Source organism: Pannonibacter carbonis, assembly GCF_003012935.1.
Lineage (GTDB): Bacteria > Pseudomonadota > Alphaproteobacteria > Rhizobiales > Stappiaceae > Pannonibacter > Pannonibacter carbonis.
In genome coordinates, this window is sequence record NZ_PUDR01000011.1 from 137820 (window position 1) to 153383 (window position 15564).

The following is a 15564-nucleotide window of genomic DNA, read 5'->3' on the forward strand; positions in this document are numbered from 1 at the left end:
CATTGGAAGCCGATTTCCTGCATCGCATCAAACACTCACGCGGCCCGTCCGCAATGACATATCACGCAAGTCGCACAAGGGAGGAGACCTGTGACGGACAGCACCTACAAGGCCCTGGAGCCAGCGACCCTCGCCGACCGGCTGGGCAGCATTCCCGCCATCCGCGAGCGCACGGGCGATCCGGCACGGTGGTCCGTGCGGGAAGTCGGTGACGGCAACCTGAACCTCGTCTTCATCATCGATGGCCCGGACGGCAGCCTGATCATCAAGCAGGCCCTGCCTTACGTGCGCCTCGTCGGGGAAAGCTGGCCGCTGCCGCTGAAGCGCGCCTTCTTCGAGTACAACGCCCTGATCCGTCAGGCGGAACGCGATCCCGGCAGCGTGCCGGAGATCTATCATTTCGACGAGGCGCAGGCGCTGATCGTGATGGAGTTCCTGACCCCGCACGTCATCCTGCGCAAGAGCTTGATGGAGGGGCGGATGCATCCCGATCTCGGCAAGGTGCTCGGCGAATTCTGCGCCCGCACCCTGTTCCGGGGCTCGGACCTGTCGATGCCGACCGCCCGGCGCAAGGCGGATCTGGCGCTGTTTGCCGGCAATGTCGAGCTCTGCGACATCACCGAGAACCTCGTCTTCTCCGATCCCTATTTCGCCGCCCCGCTCAACCGCCACACCCCGGCGCTGGATCCGGTGGTGGCCATGCTCAGGGCCGACACGGACCTGAAGATCACCGCGCAGCATCTGAAGATGGCCTTTGCCAACAACGCCGAGACACTGCTGCATGGTGACCTGCACACCGGCTCGGTGATGGTTTCGGACAGCCAGACCCGGGTGATCGATCCGGAGTTTGCCACCTATGGCCCGATGGGCTTCGACATCGGCATGCTGATCGCCAACTTCCTGATGGCCTATTTCGCCCAGGACGGCCACGCCGAGGCCCCCGGCGCCCGCGCGCAGTACAAGGAATGGATCCTGTCCGTCGTCGACGCGATCTGGAGCCATTTCAGTGCCGAGTTCACCCGGCTGTGGCGGACGGAGCGCAGCGGCATCCTCTATCAGGCGAGCCTGTTCGAGGATCAGGGCCACGCGCTTGCCGCCGAGAAGGCGCGTCTGGAGCGGCTGGCCGCCATCTGGCGCGACACGCTGGGCTTTTGCGGCATCGAGATGCACCGCCGCACGCTGGGGCTCGCCCACATCGCCGAATATGACCGCATCGAGGACGAGGCGCTGCGCGCCGCCTGCGAGGCCAGGGGCCTGATGCTTGGCCGCGTGCTGGCCGTCGACCGGGCAGAGATCACCTCCATGGCCGAGGTTCTGGATCTGGCGCGCAAGATCAACGGAGAGGATTACCTATGAAAATCGACGGCACCCATTACCGCTCGATCTGGCGCGAGCCGTCGGGCGAGATCCACATCATCGACCAGCGCTGGCTGCCGCATGACCTCAGGATCGTGCCGCTGACCAACCGGGCGGAATTCGCCGTTGCCATCCGCGACATGTGGGTGCGCGGCGCGCCGCTGATCGGCGCAACGGCGGCCTATGGCGTTGCGGTGCAGATGGCGGCGGATCCGTCCGACGCTTCGCTTGGCGAGACCTATGACATTCTCAACGAGACCCGCCCCACCGCCATCAACCTGCGCTGGGCGCTGGACGAGATGATGAAGGTGCTGAAGCCGCTGAGCCCGGCGGACCGTGCTGCGGCCGCCTTTGCCCGCGCGGCCGCAATCAGCGACGAGGACGTGGAGATGAACCGACAGATCGGCCTCAACGGGCTCGAGATCATCCGCGACATCTCGCGCCGGAAAGGCGGCAAGCGCGTCAACGTGCTCACCCACTGCAACGCCGGCTGGCCGGCCACCGTGGACTGGGGCACCGCCACCTCGCCGATCTATCACGCGGTCGAGGACGGCATCGACATCCATGTTTTTGTTGACGAGACGCGGCCGCGCAACCAGGGCGCCCAGCTGACCAGCTGGGAACTGAACAGCCACGGCGTGTCGCATGACCTCATCGTCGACAACGCCGGCGGCCATTTGATGCAGCATGGCGAGGTCGATCTCGTCATCGTCGGCACCGACCGCACCACGGCGCGCGGCGATGTCTGCAACAAGATCGGCACCTATCTGAAGGCGCTGGCCGCCAAGGCCAATGGCGTGCCCTTCTATGTTGCCCTGCCCTCCCCGACCATCGACTGGACCGTCGTCGACGGCGTGAAGGAGATCCCGATCGAGGAGCGCAGCGGCGTGGAAGTGACCCACGTGCAGGGCCGCAGCGAAGACGGGCGCATCCTGTCGGTGCAGATCTCGCCGACCGGCACACCGGCCCGCAACCCGGCCTTCGACGTGACGCCGGCCGAACTCGTCACCGGCCTCATCACCGAACGCGGCATCTGCCCGGCAACAACGGAAGGCCTCGCGGCCATGTTCCCGGACCGGGCATGTCGACGCTGACGCAGTTTGCGAAAAGGAAAGCCCCGGCCAGACGGCCGGGGCTTGGCCAGCTGTCAAATCTTCATTGATGCCCCGACCTTGCTCCGTGTCACCCCGGCCAAGCGCAGCGCGAGCCGGGGCCCACTCGCTTGCAGAGCCCTGGTTGGTTCGCACTGCCCAAGAACAGTCGGACGATGTTCGCTGAGCCGGAAGCGGCAGCAGATCACCGCTCTGCGAACGAGTAGGCCCCGGATCTCCGCTTCGCTGCGTCCGGGGTGACAGCTGAGGGTCGTCTCTACCAATCCCGTGTTCGCACGATCGAACCACTTAGGCCACGACGGGTCTGGCAAGGCTGCAGATCACCCTACTCCGCCAGCAACGCCTCCGCGACGCCGACGCTGGTGACGATGTGGGTGGCGTAGCCGCCGCGGATGGCGGCGCGGGTGGCGTCGACCTTGTCGAGGCCGGGGGTGACCAGGATGCCCATGTCCAGCCCGGCCAGCCGGTCGACGGGAATACCGATGACCCGGGCGTCGAGCGGCCCCGGAATGGGCTTGCCGTCCGCATCGATGAAGCGGCCGCACAGGACCGCCGTCGCCCCTTGCGCGATGTACCAGTCCAGCTCGGTGAGTGTTGCCACGCCGGAACCGACGATGTGGCTGGAGGGCTCGCAGGTTCCCACGGAATAGAGAAACTTGTTGCAAGTGAGCAGGCGCGCCAGCTGGTCGCGGATGATCGGCTCGGCCCGCAGTTGCGCCGCGATGTCGCCATTGGTGAGGACGGCCGGCGCATGCAGGTTGAGGCAGAGCGCGCCAAGACGCTGGGCGAGGCGGGTGGAGCAGGCTTCCGCCGTGAAGCCATAGGGCGTCGCCATCGAGCCGACGAGTTGCAGCACCGTGAGATCCTCGATGCGGGTATCATCACTCACCCGCGCCAATTCATAGATGGTGCGGCCCCAGGCAACGCCGAGGCGGTCGCCCTTTTCCAGCAGCTTCGGCAGCCATTCCGCCGCCCCGCGCACGACGCGCTGGAAGGTGGTCTCGTCATCGGCGCCCTCGTCCGGGATGACATAGGCCGCCGTCAGGCCGAAACGGCCGCAGAGATCGACCGCCAGCCGGTGCCGCGTGAAGGCATCGGAATTGAGCGAGATACGGATGATCCCGCGCTCGCGCGCATCCTGCAGGTAGTTGACGACGGTGGCGCGCGAGATGCCCAGCCGGTCGGCGATCTCCTTCTGGTTCAGGCCCTCGTGGTAATACATCCAGGCCACCTCGATCACCACGTTCTCGCCGCTGATCTGTCCCGTCGTCCGCCGCTTCACACCCGCCATTCGCCCCACCATTTTATTTATGACAGCATGTTCTGACTTTTGTATAAAAGCTGCCGAAGATCAAGCTGATCCAAGCGCCACGTGCCAAGAGGCAGATGCTTGCGCGGGGATCATGTACGGGAGGATAGGAATGATCGCAAACCGGTGGCAAGACAGCGAAGCGGTGGCCTTTCAGGGTGCGGCCGGTCAGGACCCGGCTGCGCGCGAACTGGCGCTGCGCGTCTACACCTCCCGTCTCATCGGCATGGACCCGGATCTGGTCATGCATGGCGGTGGCAACACCTCGGTCAAGCTGAAGGCGCGCGACATCTTCGGCGAGGAGCTGGACGTCATCCACATCAAGGGCTCGGGCTGGGATCTGGAGACGATCAAGGCTGCTGGCCTGCCGGCCGTGCGCATGGCCCCGCTGATGCGGCTGCGCGAGCTGGCGGCCCTCTCCGACGAGGACATGGTCAACATCCAGCGCTCCAACCTGATGGATTCGACCGCACCCAATCCGTCCGTGGAAACGCTGCTGCACGCCTACATCCCGCACACCTATGTCGACCACACCCACGCCACCGCCTTCCTGACGCTCGCCAACTTGCCGGAAGTGGCGGAAGCGACCCGCGAGATCTTCGGCAGCAAGCTGGCGCTGGTGCCCTATGTCATGCCGGGCTTCGCGCTCGCCAAGCTTGCGGCCGAGACCTATGAGGCCCATCCGGGGATCGAGGGACTGCTGCTCGTCAACCACGGCCATTTCGCCTGGGGGCCGACGGCCAAGGCGTCCTATGACAAGATCATCGAGCACACCAACCTGGTCGAAGAGTGGCTGGCCAGCCGCCGCCCGGGCAAGCTGGTGGCCGTGACGCGGCCGCAGACGGCCAGCGTCGCCGAAACACTTGCCACGCTGCGCGGTGCCATTGCCAGCCACCTGCCCGAAGGCGCGGCGATGCCGGTCTTCGACCTGCGCGACGGCGACGCGGTGCTGGACTTCCTGGAGCGCAAGGACCTGGCGTCACTGGCCACGCGCGGCGTTGCCACTCCGGATCACGTGATCCGCACCAAGGGCCATCCGCTGCATCTCACCCGCGCCGACGTCGCGCGGGGGCCGGAGGCGATCAGTGCGGTGGTGGGCCGGTTCGTGGCAGACTACATCGCCTATTTCGAGCGCAATGCGCCGCGCTTCGGCGGGGCCAAGACCATGCTGTCGCCGGTGCCGAACCTCGCCTGGATCGAAGGGATCGGCCTTGCCGGCATGGGCGCGAACGCAACGGCGGCCCGCATTGCCGCCGACATCGGCGAGCAGACGCAGCGCGTCATGGCGGATGGCGAGGCGCGCGGCGGGTTCCATCCGATCCGCGAGGCCGACCTGTTCGACATGGAATACTGGTCGCTGGAACAGGCCAAGCTCGGCAATGGCGCCAAGCCCGCGCTGCAGGGGCAGGTCGTGCTGGTGACGGGCGGCGCCGGTGCCATCGGTCTGGCCACCGCCAAGGTCTTTGCGGCAGCCGGGGCGACGCTGTTCCTGGTTGACAGGGATCAGGACGCCCTCGACACAGCCCTCTCCAGCCTCGGCCGCGACCATGCCGGCCACGCCTGCGACATCACGGCAAAGGGGGCGACGGCCAGCGCAGTGGAGGCTTGTGCCGCCCGCTTCGGCGGTCTCGACATTCTCATCTCCAACGCCGGCGCGGCCATGACGGGGGACGTGGCAACGCTGGCCGATGAAACCCTGCGGGCGAGCTTCGAGCTGAACTTCTTTGCCCATCAGGCCTTTGCGCAGTCAGCCGTGGCCGTGTTCCGCCGTCAGGGACGCGGGGGGCAGATCCTGTTCAACGTCTCCAAGCAGGCGGTCAATCCGGGCAAGGGCTTTGCCGCCTATGGCCTGCCCAAGGCAGCGACCTTCTTCCTCCTGCGCCAGCTCGCGCTGGAACTCGGCGGCGAAGGCATCCGCGTCAACGGCATCAATGCCGACCGCATCCGCTCGGGTCTGCTGACCCCGGAGATGATCGCCGCCCGCTCCTCTGCCCGCAACATCGACGAGGCGACCTACATGGGCGGCAACCTGCTGCGCAAGGAAGTCGAGGCGGTGCATGTCGGCGAGGCCTTCCTCGCGCTTGCCCGCGCCGAGCGCACCACGGCGCATGTCATGACTGTCGACGGCGGCAACATCGAGGCTGCGCTGCGGTGAGGTCAGGGCGGGGCGAACGCCGCCTTTTCGGAGCCACAAGCACAGCAGTCATCCCCGCCTTGTGCGGGGATGACGTCAGTAAATAGGAATGATCTTCGCGGCCATACACCGCAAAGCTCATTCCTGAAGGCCGGTCAGGAGATCCCGGCGAGCTTCCAGAGATCATCCCGCGCGCCGGGGCCAGCCGCGAGAACCGGCGCGCCCTTGCGCAGGGACTCGCCCACGGCCGGGAACGGAAGAACTGATCCACCTGCCTCCTGAATGAGACAGTAGCCCGCCATGCAGTCCCAGGCGTGCATGTATGGCTCGTAGTAGCCAACAAGCTTTCCAGCTGCGACATAGGCCAGCATCAGGGCACCAGAGCCGTTGCGGATCGGGTTGCCACCCATGCGCAACAGACCGGTGAAGATCTCGCCAACCCGCTCCGGCGTGACATAGCTGTTGCTGCCGATGCCGGTCAGGCCGTTCTGCACGGTTCGCGCCGGATCAAGTTTCAGCGTGCGCCCGTCCAGTGTCGCGCCCATGCCCTTTGCAGCTGCGTAGACTTCACCCGTACACGGCACGGCAATGACGCCGATGACAGGCTCGCCATCGCGAATGGCGGCAATCGACACGCACCAGCTTGGCATGCCGTTGACGAAGGGGGCCGTGCCGTCGATCGGATCAACGATCCACGTAAAGCCCGAACTGCCTTCGGTCAGACCAAACTCTTCACCCAGGAACCCGTCCTTGGGCAGGTACGCCGCGACGCGATCGCGGATAAGCTGTTCCACGTTGCGATCAGCGATGGAAACAACGTCCTGAAGATCGCGCTTGGTCTCGATGACAAGCGTGTCGCGACGATTGAAATAGTCGAGTGCAACGGCAGCGGCTGCACCAGCGATGTCGGTGGCCAGCGCCAGGCGATCAGCGATGGGATCGCCAGTCTGATAAGGGGTCATGAGAGGAATGTTTCCGTAGGTCAGGCAGAGATCAGAGCAATACCGCGATCACGTAACGCGACTGCGACGAGGGTTTGCGGCGGAAGCGGCTGGGTTGCTTCGTAGTCAGTGACAAAGAGCGGCCCGATCTCGGTCTCCACTTCATACTCGACATGATCGCCAAGATAGGCCGAGGACCTGATCTGGCCGGGCAATCCTGCCTGTCCGGTCGGAGCAACCCGGATCGCGCCGGGACGAATGGCAAGCTGCGCCTTGCCAGGCCGCACCCGCCCGCCGGGCACACGGTGTTCGACCGAGCCGAGGCGGATGGTGGCGTCAGCCCCCTCCACCCGCAGCACCTCGCAGGGAACCACATTCGCCTCGCCCATGAAGTCGGCGATGAAGGTGGAGGCCGGGGTCTCGTAGAGGTCGCGCGGTGCACCGGACTGGGCAATGACGCCATCTTTCATCACGATGATCGTGTCGGAAACCGCCAGCGCCTCGTCCTGGTCGTGCGTGACGTAGACGGCGGTGAAGCCGAGCCGCTGCTGCAGCTCGCGGATCTCGGTTCGGACCTTGCGTCGCAAGCGCGCGTCAAGGTTCGATAGCGGCTCATCAAGCAGCAGGACTTGAGGTTCGAGCACCAGCGCGCGGGCAACCGCGACACGCTGCTGCTGCCCGCCCGACAGCTCGGCAGGCAAGCGGTGGCCCATGCCGGCAAGACCGACCTGAGCCAGACCGTCCTCGGCCTTTTCCCTGGCTTCCCTGCCCTTCAGGCCTGAGGACTCCAGGCCATAAGCGACGTTCTCCAACGCGCTCATATGCGGGAACAGCGCGTAGGACTGGAACACCATGGACACATCGCGGGAATGCGCCGGCAGCATGGTCACGTCCTTGCCGCCAATCAGGATCCGGCCAGAGGTTGGATGCTCGAGGCCTGCGAGCATGCGCAGGGTGGTCGTCTTGCCGCAGCCCGAAGGCCCCAGAAGCGTGACCAGTGTCCCGGGCTCGATGGTGAGCGACAGATCCGGAATGGCGGTAAAAGTGCCGAAGTCCTTGCGCACGTGTTCAAAGACCACGGAACCGGGCTTGTGGGTGGTCATGCAGTTTTCTCCTGGGAAAGACGGGGGCCGGCGGCGCGGGCCTGACCGGCAACGCGGTTCTCACGGCGCAGGCGGCGCTCGCCTACGAGAAACTGGAAGCCGGCGATGATGGTGATCATCACGAAGATCAGCATCGAGGAATAGGCGATGGCGACACCATACTCGCCGTTCTCGACCAGCCCGACGATGTAGGACGTGGCCATGTTGTATTCGGCGCTGACGAGGAAGATCACGGCGCTGATGGACGTGATCGCCCGGACGAAGGAATAGACCAGCGCTGCCGTTATCGCCGGACGGAGAAGCGGCAGGATGACCTTGCGCAGGGTGCGCAGGCTGGTTGCCCTTAGCGTCAGCGAGGCTTCATCAAGGCTTTTGTCGAGCTGGCTCATGGCCGCGATGCCGCCGCGCACACCGACCGGCATGTTGCGGAAAACGAAGCAGGCGATGAGGATCAACGCCGAGCCGGTCATTTCTAGCGGCGGCAGGTTGAAGGCCATGATGTAGCTGATGCCGATGACCGTGCCGGGGATGGCAAAGCTCATCATCAGCGCGAACTCGAACACATTCTGTCCAGCGAACTTCTGACGCACGATGATGTACGCCGTGAGGAGGCCGACAGCAGCGGTCAGCGGCGCGGAGATCAGTGCAATCTCCATGGTCGTCCAGAAGGAGTTCCAGGCGACACCGGTCCAGACAAGGGCGCCGTTTTCAAACCCGACAGAAAAGGCCCGGGCGTAATGTTTGAGTGTCAGGGAATTGTCGAGGCCCCAGGTGGTCACGAAGCCACCGAAGATGATCATGCAGTAGACCACCAGCGTAAAGCCGATCCACGGGATCACGACCGCATGCACGGCGATCGAGACACTGCGCGGCAGCGCGATGTGCGCGCCGCTGTCGCCTTTTCCGGTCACCGTCGCGTAGTTCTTGCCCGAGAGCCACAGCCGCTGCGCCAGAAACGCCGACAGGGTGAAGCAGAGCAGGATGATTGCGAGCACGGCCGCGCGTGAGGGATCATTTTGCGATCCCACCACCGCGAAGAAGATCTCGGTCGAGAGCACGCCGTGACTGCCGCCCAACACCAGCGGATTGCCGAAATCGGCCATGCTTTCGATGAAGCCGATCAGGAAGGCATTGGCGAGACCCGGCTTCATCAGGGGCAGCGAGACGCGCCAGAAGGTGCGCCAGCGGTCAGCGCGAAGGGTCTGCGACGCCTCCTCCAGCGACGGGCTGACGCCCTCGACGACACCGATGAGGACAAGGAAGGCAATTGGCGTGAAGGACAGGACCTGCGCGATCCAGATGCCGGTGAGCCCATAGAGCCAGCGGCCCGGCTCGATGCCGAACAGGGCGGACAGCCCTTCCGTCACCACGCCCGCACGGCCGAACAAGAGCGTCAGGGCGAGGCCGATGACGAAGGGCGGCGTGATGATCGGCAGGATGGTGATCAGCCGCAGTCCCTTCTTGTAGGGAAACCGTGTGCGTGTGGCGACCAGCGCAAAGGCAAGACCAAGGAGGGTCGAGCCAAGACCCGTCATGATGGCAAGCCAGAGCGTACGGACCGCCACGCCGCAGCGCCCTTCTCCGGTCAGACAGGCAAGGCTCCAGATCGATCCATCCTGGATGTTGCGAATGAAGCCGTCGGGGCGGAAGGAGCCGTCGAAGTCCTGCACCGAGCCAACGAACATGCTGCCAATGGGATAGAAGACGAAGACGGTGACGAGGAACACCAGCATCGAGATGGAGCCGGTGGTGAACCCGTCACCCTTCATTGCGCCTCGGTCAGCCATGCCGAAGGCAAAGAACAGCGCGAAGACGACCGACAGCAAGACGGCGCCAGCCCCCATCGAGGGCTGACCTTCGGAAAGCATGCCGAACAGGGTTTCGCTGATGGTCCAGGTCCAGCCGGTAAAGCCGATGGCGAGGCCCTGCAGCGCCATGAAAAACAGGCCGAGCCCGCCGGCCACCGCGAGGATGAGGCCGCGCCGCGCCGGATCCGCAACAAGACGAGCCGAAGCACCAAACAGGAACAGCGCAAGTACGACGGCAAGCCAGGGCCGTCCTTCTGCCGTCATCTGCATCAGCCCCGGCGCGAGGTCACGCGTACCGGGGAACCCCGACAGCCAGCCAAGGCCGAAGAAGCCGCCCTCCACCCGGTACCAGGGCACCAGCGTAAGCCCCAGGGCACCCAGCCCCAAAAGCAAGTCCAATCGTCGTTTGCCACCCAGCATCGCCAGCCCGTTCTTCATTTTTTTCTGGAAGGAGACATCCGGGGCGGGGCCCCGGATGCCATCATCGCGTGTGAGCTCAGTTGGCGATTGCGCCGATCTCGCGATCCCAGCGCTCCAGCAGCGCCTTGCGCTTGGCCGGGTCGCCGTAGGTCTTGAAGTCGTAGTCGATCAGCTTGATGTCCTCGAAGCGCGGAGCTTCTTTCGGGATCTCGGCCGACTTGTTGGACGGCAGCTGGAAGGACTTGGCATCCTTCATGCGGGACTGCACCTCGGGCTTCAGCGCCCAGTCGTACCAGAGCTTGGCATTATCGAGATTGCGCGCGCCCTTGATGATCGACATGGAGCCGATCTCGTAGCCAGTGCCTTCGCACGGGGCGACGGATTTGACGGGGAAGCCCTCGGCCGTCTGGGCGACAGCGTCATGCATGAAGACAATGCCCAGACCTGCCTCGCCGCGCGCGGCGGCCTTCACCGGAGCCGAGCCGGACTTGGTGTACTGGGAGACGTTGGCGTTGAGGCTCTTGAGGTACTCGAAAGCCTTGTCTTCGCCCATGATCTGCACCAGTGAGGCCAGGGCGGTATAGGCCGTGCCGGATGAATTCGGGTTAGCGATCTGGATCTCGCCCTTCAGCTCGGGCGCCAGCAAATCCGCCCAGCATGCTGGATCTTTCAAGCCCTTCTTGGCGAAGAGCTCAGTGTTGTAGCCCCAGCCCAGCGCGCCGGCATAGATACCGACTGTGCGATGTCCAGCGCTCTCTGCCTGCTTCACAGCCCAGCTGTTCAACTGGTCGAGCATCGGCGACTTGTATTCCAGCGTCAGGTTTTCAGAAGCGGCCTGCAGATGCGGGTCACCCGTACCGCCCCACCAGATGTCCGTCTTCGGATTGCGCGCTTCAGCCCGGACCTTGGCGTAGGTCTCGCCCGACGACAGGCGAACCATATTGACCTTCACGTCATGGGCCTTTTCGAAGTCACCCAACATCTGCTCACAAATGACCACATCGGCCGAGCAGATCAGGTTGAGTTCCCCGGCTGCCTCGGCTGCGCTGGCTGCCATCAGGGAGCCGGCGGCTGCGGCGATCAGGGTGGCAATCGATTTCGATGTCATGTCGTTTCCTCCTCCGGATGGATCCGGTTCTTCGTCTGGCGGCCCACTCAGGGCCTGTTGCCGCTGATGCGGTCTGGTTGGCGGCACCAACGGACAAGCTTCGTCCGTTCGGTGCCGCAAAGGGTGCGGCCCGTTGATCGGGGTGGCTTTGGATCGGGCTGACTGACGCTGATGGCGACAGTCTCAGTTGATCAGGCGGATCTCATTGGCAAAGCGCCGGAGCAACCGGCTGCGCTGGTCGGGCGAGCCGAAAGTTGCAAAGTCATAATCCACCATGCGAATGAGCGAGATGTCCGGCGCGGCGAGCGGGAGGGCGGCCCTTGCGTTGGCGGGGACCTGGTTCTGACCGGCTGCCGCGCCTGTTGCCTGCCCCTCGGGACTGAGAGCAAACGCAACAAAGCGCTGAGCTTCCTCCAGATGACGAGCCCCCCTCACCAGGCTGACGGCACCGATCTCGTAGCCCGTTCCCTCGCAGGGGGCGACGATGACCAGCGGGGAACCCGCCTGCTTCTGGGTCACAGCGTCATGGATGAAGGAGATGCCGATCAGCGTCTCCCCGCGCGCAGCTGCCTTGACTGGCGCCGCGCCGGACTTCGTGTATTCGGCGATGTTGCGATCGAGCCGCCCGAGATAGGCAAAGGCCTCGTCCTCACCGAAAAGCTGAATGAGTGTCGCAAGCGCGGTGAAGGCCGTGCCAGACGAACTGGGGTTGGCGATCTGGATCAGGCCGCGATAGGCAGGATTGGTGAGGTCGTTCCAGCAAGTTGGTGCGGGAAGCCCCCGAGCAGCCAGCAGATCCTGATTATAGGCAAAGCCAAGAGCGCCGGCATAGACGCCAATCGACTGCCCACCTGACAGGCTGTGGAAGTTGCGCGCCCATGGAAGAAGATCTGCGGCGTTGTCCGGCGTGTAGGGCGCCAGCAAGCCTTCTGCCGCAGCCTGGAGATGCGTGTCGCCGGTCCCGCCCCACCAGACATCAACCACCGGATCCCCACGCCCAGCGCGGATCTCGTCCAGGATCTCTCCGGTGCTCTTGCGCATCATGTCGATCTTGCGGCCGGACTGCTGCTCATAGGCAGCTTGCATGGCTGCGCACCAGGCTTCGTCTACGCCGCAAAGGACGTTGAGCACGGCAGCAGAATGACACATGCCCGCGCCAAGCAGCCATATGGCCAACCCGGCGCCAAAGGCGCTCATGGCTCTCACGTTTGTCCCCCCAGACCGCTTTTCCTCTCCAGCGACTGGCACCAGAATGGCAGAACTGCAGCGGCGGACAACGGAAGAATGGTTACCGATGTTGCACCAGGGGCGCGAATGAATGACAGCCCTTACAAACATTACAAATATTACATTCGCAAGAAAAACCAATGCTTTGCACCCTCTCGCAAGCATGCATATGATATCGGCGGGAGGACGGAGGAGTGCAGACACAGAAGGTTAGGATCCTGATCGTGGAGGACGATCCGGATATGGCCGAGCTGATTGCGGATCTCGTCGAAGCGGAGGGATGGACACCCGTCTGTGCCGCATCGGCAGAAGACGCAAGGCTTGTGCTTGAGCGCGAGCGGATAGAGCTTGTGCTGGTCGATCACAATCTGCCGGGCACATCGGGCCGGGCCTTTGCCCAGCGCCTGCGCGCAGAAACCGATGTCGGCATTGTCATGGTGACCGCCGCCGGCAGCGCTGCTGATCGGGTGCTGGGGCTGGAAACGGCGGCAGACGACTATGTCGTCAAACCGTTCGAACCGATCGAGCTGACTGCGCGGATCAAGGCCGTGCTGCGCCGGACAGTTCCGGCCCTCAAGGCTGAGCGAGATCCTGATCGCCAGGTCGAGGCGACGGGCGTGGTCGCCGGTGGCATGATCCTGGGCGACTGGGCCATTGACCTCAGGAACCGGCGTGCCGTGTGCCGTGCGGACCCGAGCCGGACGCTGACGACGGCAGAGTTTTCGCTGCTGGAGATTCTGGCAGCAACGCCAAACCAGCCGGTCAGCCGTGCGCAGATCCTGGAGCGTCTGGGCGCTGAAACGGACCGCCATATCGATCGAAACGTCGATGTTCTGGTGCTGCGCCTGCGGCGCAAGATCGAGCGCAACCCCGATCTGCCCAGCCACATCAAGACACGGCGCGGCAAAGGCTACATCCTGAGCACGGGCCACGGCGAGGCAGCTTCGTGATCAGCCGGCCTTTCCTGCGCTCCATCGCATTCCGGCTCCCCTTTGCCATCGCGTTCATCTGCGCACTTGTCATAAGTCTTTCTGCTATCTCGATCTTTGGCCTGTCGCGGGCGCGCGATGAAATGGCCGCCAACGGTCTTGCTGCCTATTCCAGTCTCGCCAAGGCAGCTCTGGTGTCGCGTCAGGTCTCCGATCTGGTGTCCAGTGCCCCTTTCCTGATGAACGCAACGTCGCCTTATCGCGTCTCCAGCAAGAGCCGGGCGCTGGTGGTCCAGGTCGATACGCTGCTGGCCACCCTTGGAACGGCCGCATCCGGCCGCAGCGCCGGAGAAAGCGCGATTGCCGGCCTGTTGGCCACGATCCGTCTGGATACGCTCGATCTTGCCGGCAAGGCAGACCTTGCCCAGTCGCACAAGGCGAGGGCTGCCTCGGCCCTGAGCGAGGTGGCCCTCGGCGATGGCATCGCCAATGCCGATCTGCGGCGGCGGCTGAATGCGTTGGCCCAGTCGGCATCGACCTCTGACAGCTTGTTCCAGCTTGGAGAACTGCGGCGCCGCTTTGTCGCCGAGACAACGCCCCCCGCACTGGAAGCTGGTCCCCCATCACTGCCGGGCTCGAAACTGCTCCCGTATGAGCGGGTGTTTGAGGCGCAGACGGATTACCTGCTCGAGATGTTTGCCATCCGCTCGTCTGTCGCGCGGCTCAACACGGTGGCCCGGGAACTCTCGGAAGCATCCGAGGCTGAAACGGAACTTGTCACACGCGACCTGAACGACGCATTCCGTTCGACGACGCGGACACTGGAACGGTTGCTGGCGCTGGTGGCGATCGCAACATTGCTGGTCATGGTCCTAGCTTTTTTGTCGATCCGGTCGGTCATGCGCGTGTCGCGCGGCATTGTCACCCTGTCGCATGGCATGAATGCTCTGGCCAAGGGACAGAAGGACATCGGCCCACCGGACTACAGGGGCAATGAGAGCGAGCTGGTGCAGTTGCTCGACGCATTCCGCGCCTTCCGGGACAGTGTCGACCGCGTGACACGCCTGCGCAGGACGGCAGAAGCCGCCGCCCGCACCATCCGCTCGACCTTCCGGAGCATGAATGAGGGTATCGCGATTTTTGATGCAACAGGCACTCCGGTGACGATGAACCGGCGTGTCATCGAACTGGTCGGACACAAGGGATCGGCGCGCAAGCTGCCGCTTCGCCGCTTTGTGGCAGGGATTCCGGAAATCGACGCTGCCTTGCTCCCGGATGGCGATGATACCGGCCTGCTTTCAGGGACCACGGCCCTGCGCCATCGCAGCGATGATGGTCTGGTGACCGAGCTGTCCCTGTCCCGACAGAGCGATGGCGGGGTAATCCTTCTCGCCCGCGACATTACGGACATGGACCGCCGTGAAGCGGAGACCGCGAAGGCACAGAGACTTGATGGCATCATGCGCATGACCCACCAGGTCAGCCATGAGGTCGGCAACATGATCGGCATCATTACCGGCAGTCTTGGGCTGCTTGAGCGCGACGAGACCTTCAGTGAGCGCCAGAAGCGGCACATCGCACGGATCCGCAAGGCCGCCGATCGCGGGCGGTCCCTTGCCATGAGCATGCTGTCCGTCGGGAGCCAGCAGCCAATCAATCCAGGCCCCCATGACGTCCCCGGTGTGCTGCGCGGCATGATCGATGTCCTCGAGATCGCGGTTGGATCCCGCTGCAGCATCCAGTTGATCGACAGCGGCCCTTTGCCCCCCGCCATGATCGATCCAGCTCCTTTCGAGCAGTCCATCCTGAACCTGTGCCTGAATGCGGCAGCGGCCTGTCCCGACGGCGGGACAATAAGTCTCCGCTGCCGTCAGGATGATGCAGATCTGGTCATATCGGTCACGGATGACGGAAAGGGCATGACCGCCGAGGAGGTGGACAAGGCCTTCGAACCCTATTTTACCACCCGTCCCGGTGAAGGCGGCGCTGGCCTTGGCCTTGCCGTGGTCTATGGCTTCATGCGCCAGAGCGGCGGCGATGCCCGCATCTTTTCTGCACCGGATCGCGGCACGACGGTCGAACTGGTTTTCCCGCTCGCCATCTGATGCTCCCGCAGG

Annotated in this window: 11 protein-coding genes; 5 read left to right on the plus strand and 6 right to left on the minus strand. The window is 64.3% G+C overall.

The window, feature by feature from the left end:
• Nucleotides 1-90: 90 nt before the first annotated feature.
• Nucleotides 91-1356 (plus strand): S-methyl-5-thioribose kinase, encoded by a 1266-nt coding sequence (gene mtnK / locus C8348_RS15985; RefSeq protein ID WP_106754365.1) that lies wholly within the window; start codon nt 91-93, stop codon nt 1354-1356.
• The gene (mtnA, locus tag C8348_RS15990; protein WP_106754366.1) at nt 1353-2450 is read left to right on the plus strand and encodes an S-methyl-5-thioribose-1-phosphate isomerase; all 1098 of its coding nucleotides are present in this window, start codon (nt 1353-1355) and stop codon (nt 2448-2450) included. The genes mtnK and mtnA overlap by 4 nt, the downstream gene beginning before the upstream one ends.
• A gap of 343 nt (nt 2451-2793) precedes the next feature.
• On the opposite strand, the gene C8348_RS15995 is transcribed toward mtnA, so the two are convergent.
• The gene (locus C8348_RS15995) at nt 2794-3759 is read right to left on the minus strand and encodes a sugar-binding transcriptional regulator (RefSeq protein WP_106754367.1); all 966 of its coding nucleotides are present in this window, start codon (nt 3757-3759) and stop codon (nt 2794-2796) included.
• Between the two features lie 133 nt (nt 3760-3892).
• On the opposite strand from C8348_RS15995, the gene C8348_RS16000 reads away from it, so the two are divergent.
• On the plus strand, nt 3893-5932 hold the full coding sequence (locus C8348_RS16000; RefSeq protein WP_425270828.1) for a bifunctional aldolase/short-chain dehydrogenase: 2040 nt from the start codon (nt 3893-3895) through the stop codon (nt 5930-5932).
• Nucleotides 5933-6066: 134 nt separating this feature from the next.
• On the opposite strand, the gene C8348_RS16005 is transcribed toward C8348_RS16000, so the two are convergent.
• The 5 genes from C8348_RS16005 to C8348_RS16025 all read right to left on the minus strand — a co-directional run bounded on the left by C8348_RS16005 (nt 6067) and on the right by C8348_RS16025 (nt 12488).
• The gene (locus C8348_RS16005; RefSeq protein ID WP_106754369.1) at nt 6067-6873 is read right to left on the minus strand and encodes an inositol monophosphatase family protein; all 807 of its coding nucleotides are present in this window, start codon (nt 6871-6873) and stop codon (nt 6067-6069) included.
• 20 nt (nt 6874-6893) lie between these two features.
• Nucleotides 6894-7955 carry an ABC transporter ATP-binding protein gene (locus C8348_RS16010; protein WP_106754370.1) on the minus strand — a complete coding sequence of 354 codons (1062 nt, stop codon included), beginning with the start codon at nt 7953-7955 and terminating at the stop codon, nt 6894-6896.
• A complete protein-coding gene (locus C8348_RS16015) occupies nt 7952-10183 on the minus strand; it encodes an ABC transporter permease (RefSeq protein ID WP_106754420.1) in 2232 nt (743 codons plus the stop codon). The genes C8348_RS16010 and C8348_RS16015 overlap by 4 nt, the downstream gene beginning before the upstream one ends.
• A 76-nt stretch (nt 10184-10259) precedes the next feature.
• Entirely contained in the window at nt 10260-11291 is a 1032-nt protein-coding gene (locus tag C8348_RS16020; protein ID WP_106754371.1) for an ABC transporter substrate-binding protein, read from the minus strand.
• Nucleotides 11292-11474: 183 nt separating this feature from the next.
• A complete protein-coding gene (locus C8348_RS16025; RefSeq protein ID WP_106754372.1) occupies nt 11475-12488 on the minus strand; it encodes an ABC transporter substrate-binding protein in 1014 nt (337 codons plus the stop codon).
• Nucleotides 12489-12712: 224 nt separating this feature from the next.
• Between C8348_RS16025 and C8348_RS16030 the strand changes: the two genes are divergently transcribed.
• Nucleotides 12713-13468 (plus strand): response regulator transcription factor, encoded by a 756-nt coding sequence (locus tag C8348_RS16030; protein WP_106754373.1) that lies wholly within the window; start codon nt 12713-12715, stop codon nt 13466-13468.
• Nucleotides 13465-15552: a sensor histidine kinase gene (locus C8348_RS16035; RefSeq protein ID WP_106754374.1), complete on the plus strand. Its 2088-nt coding sequence runs from the start codon at nt 13465-13467 to the stop codon at nt 15550-15552. Before C8348_RS16030 ends, C8348_RS16035 begins: the two co-directional genes overlap by 4 nt.
• Nucleotides 15553-15564: the final 12 nt, after the last annotated feature.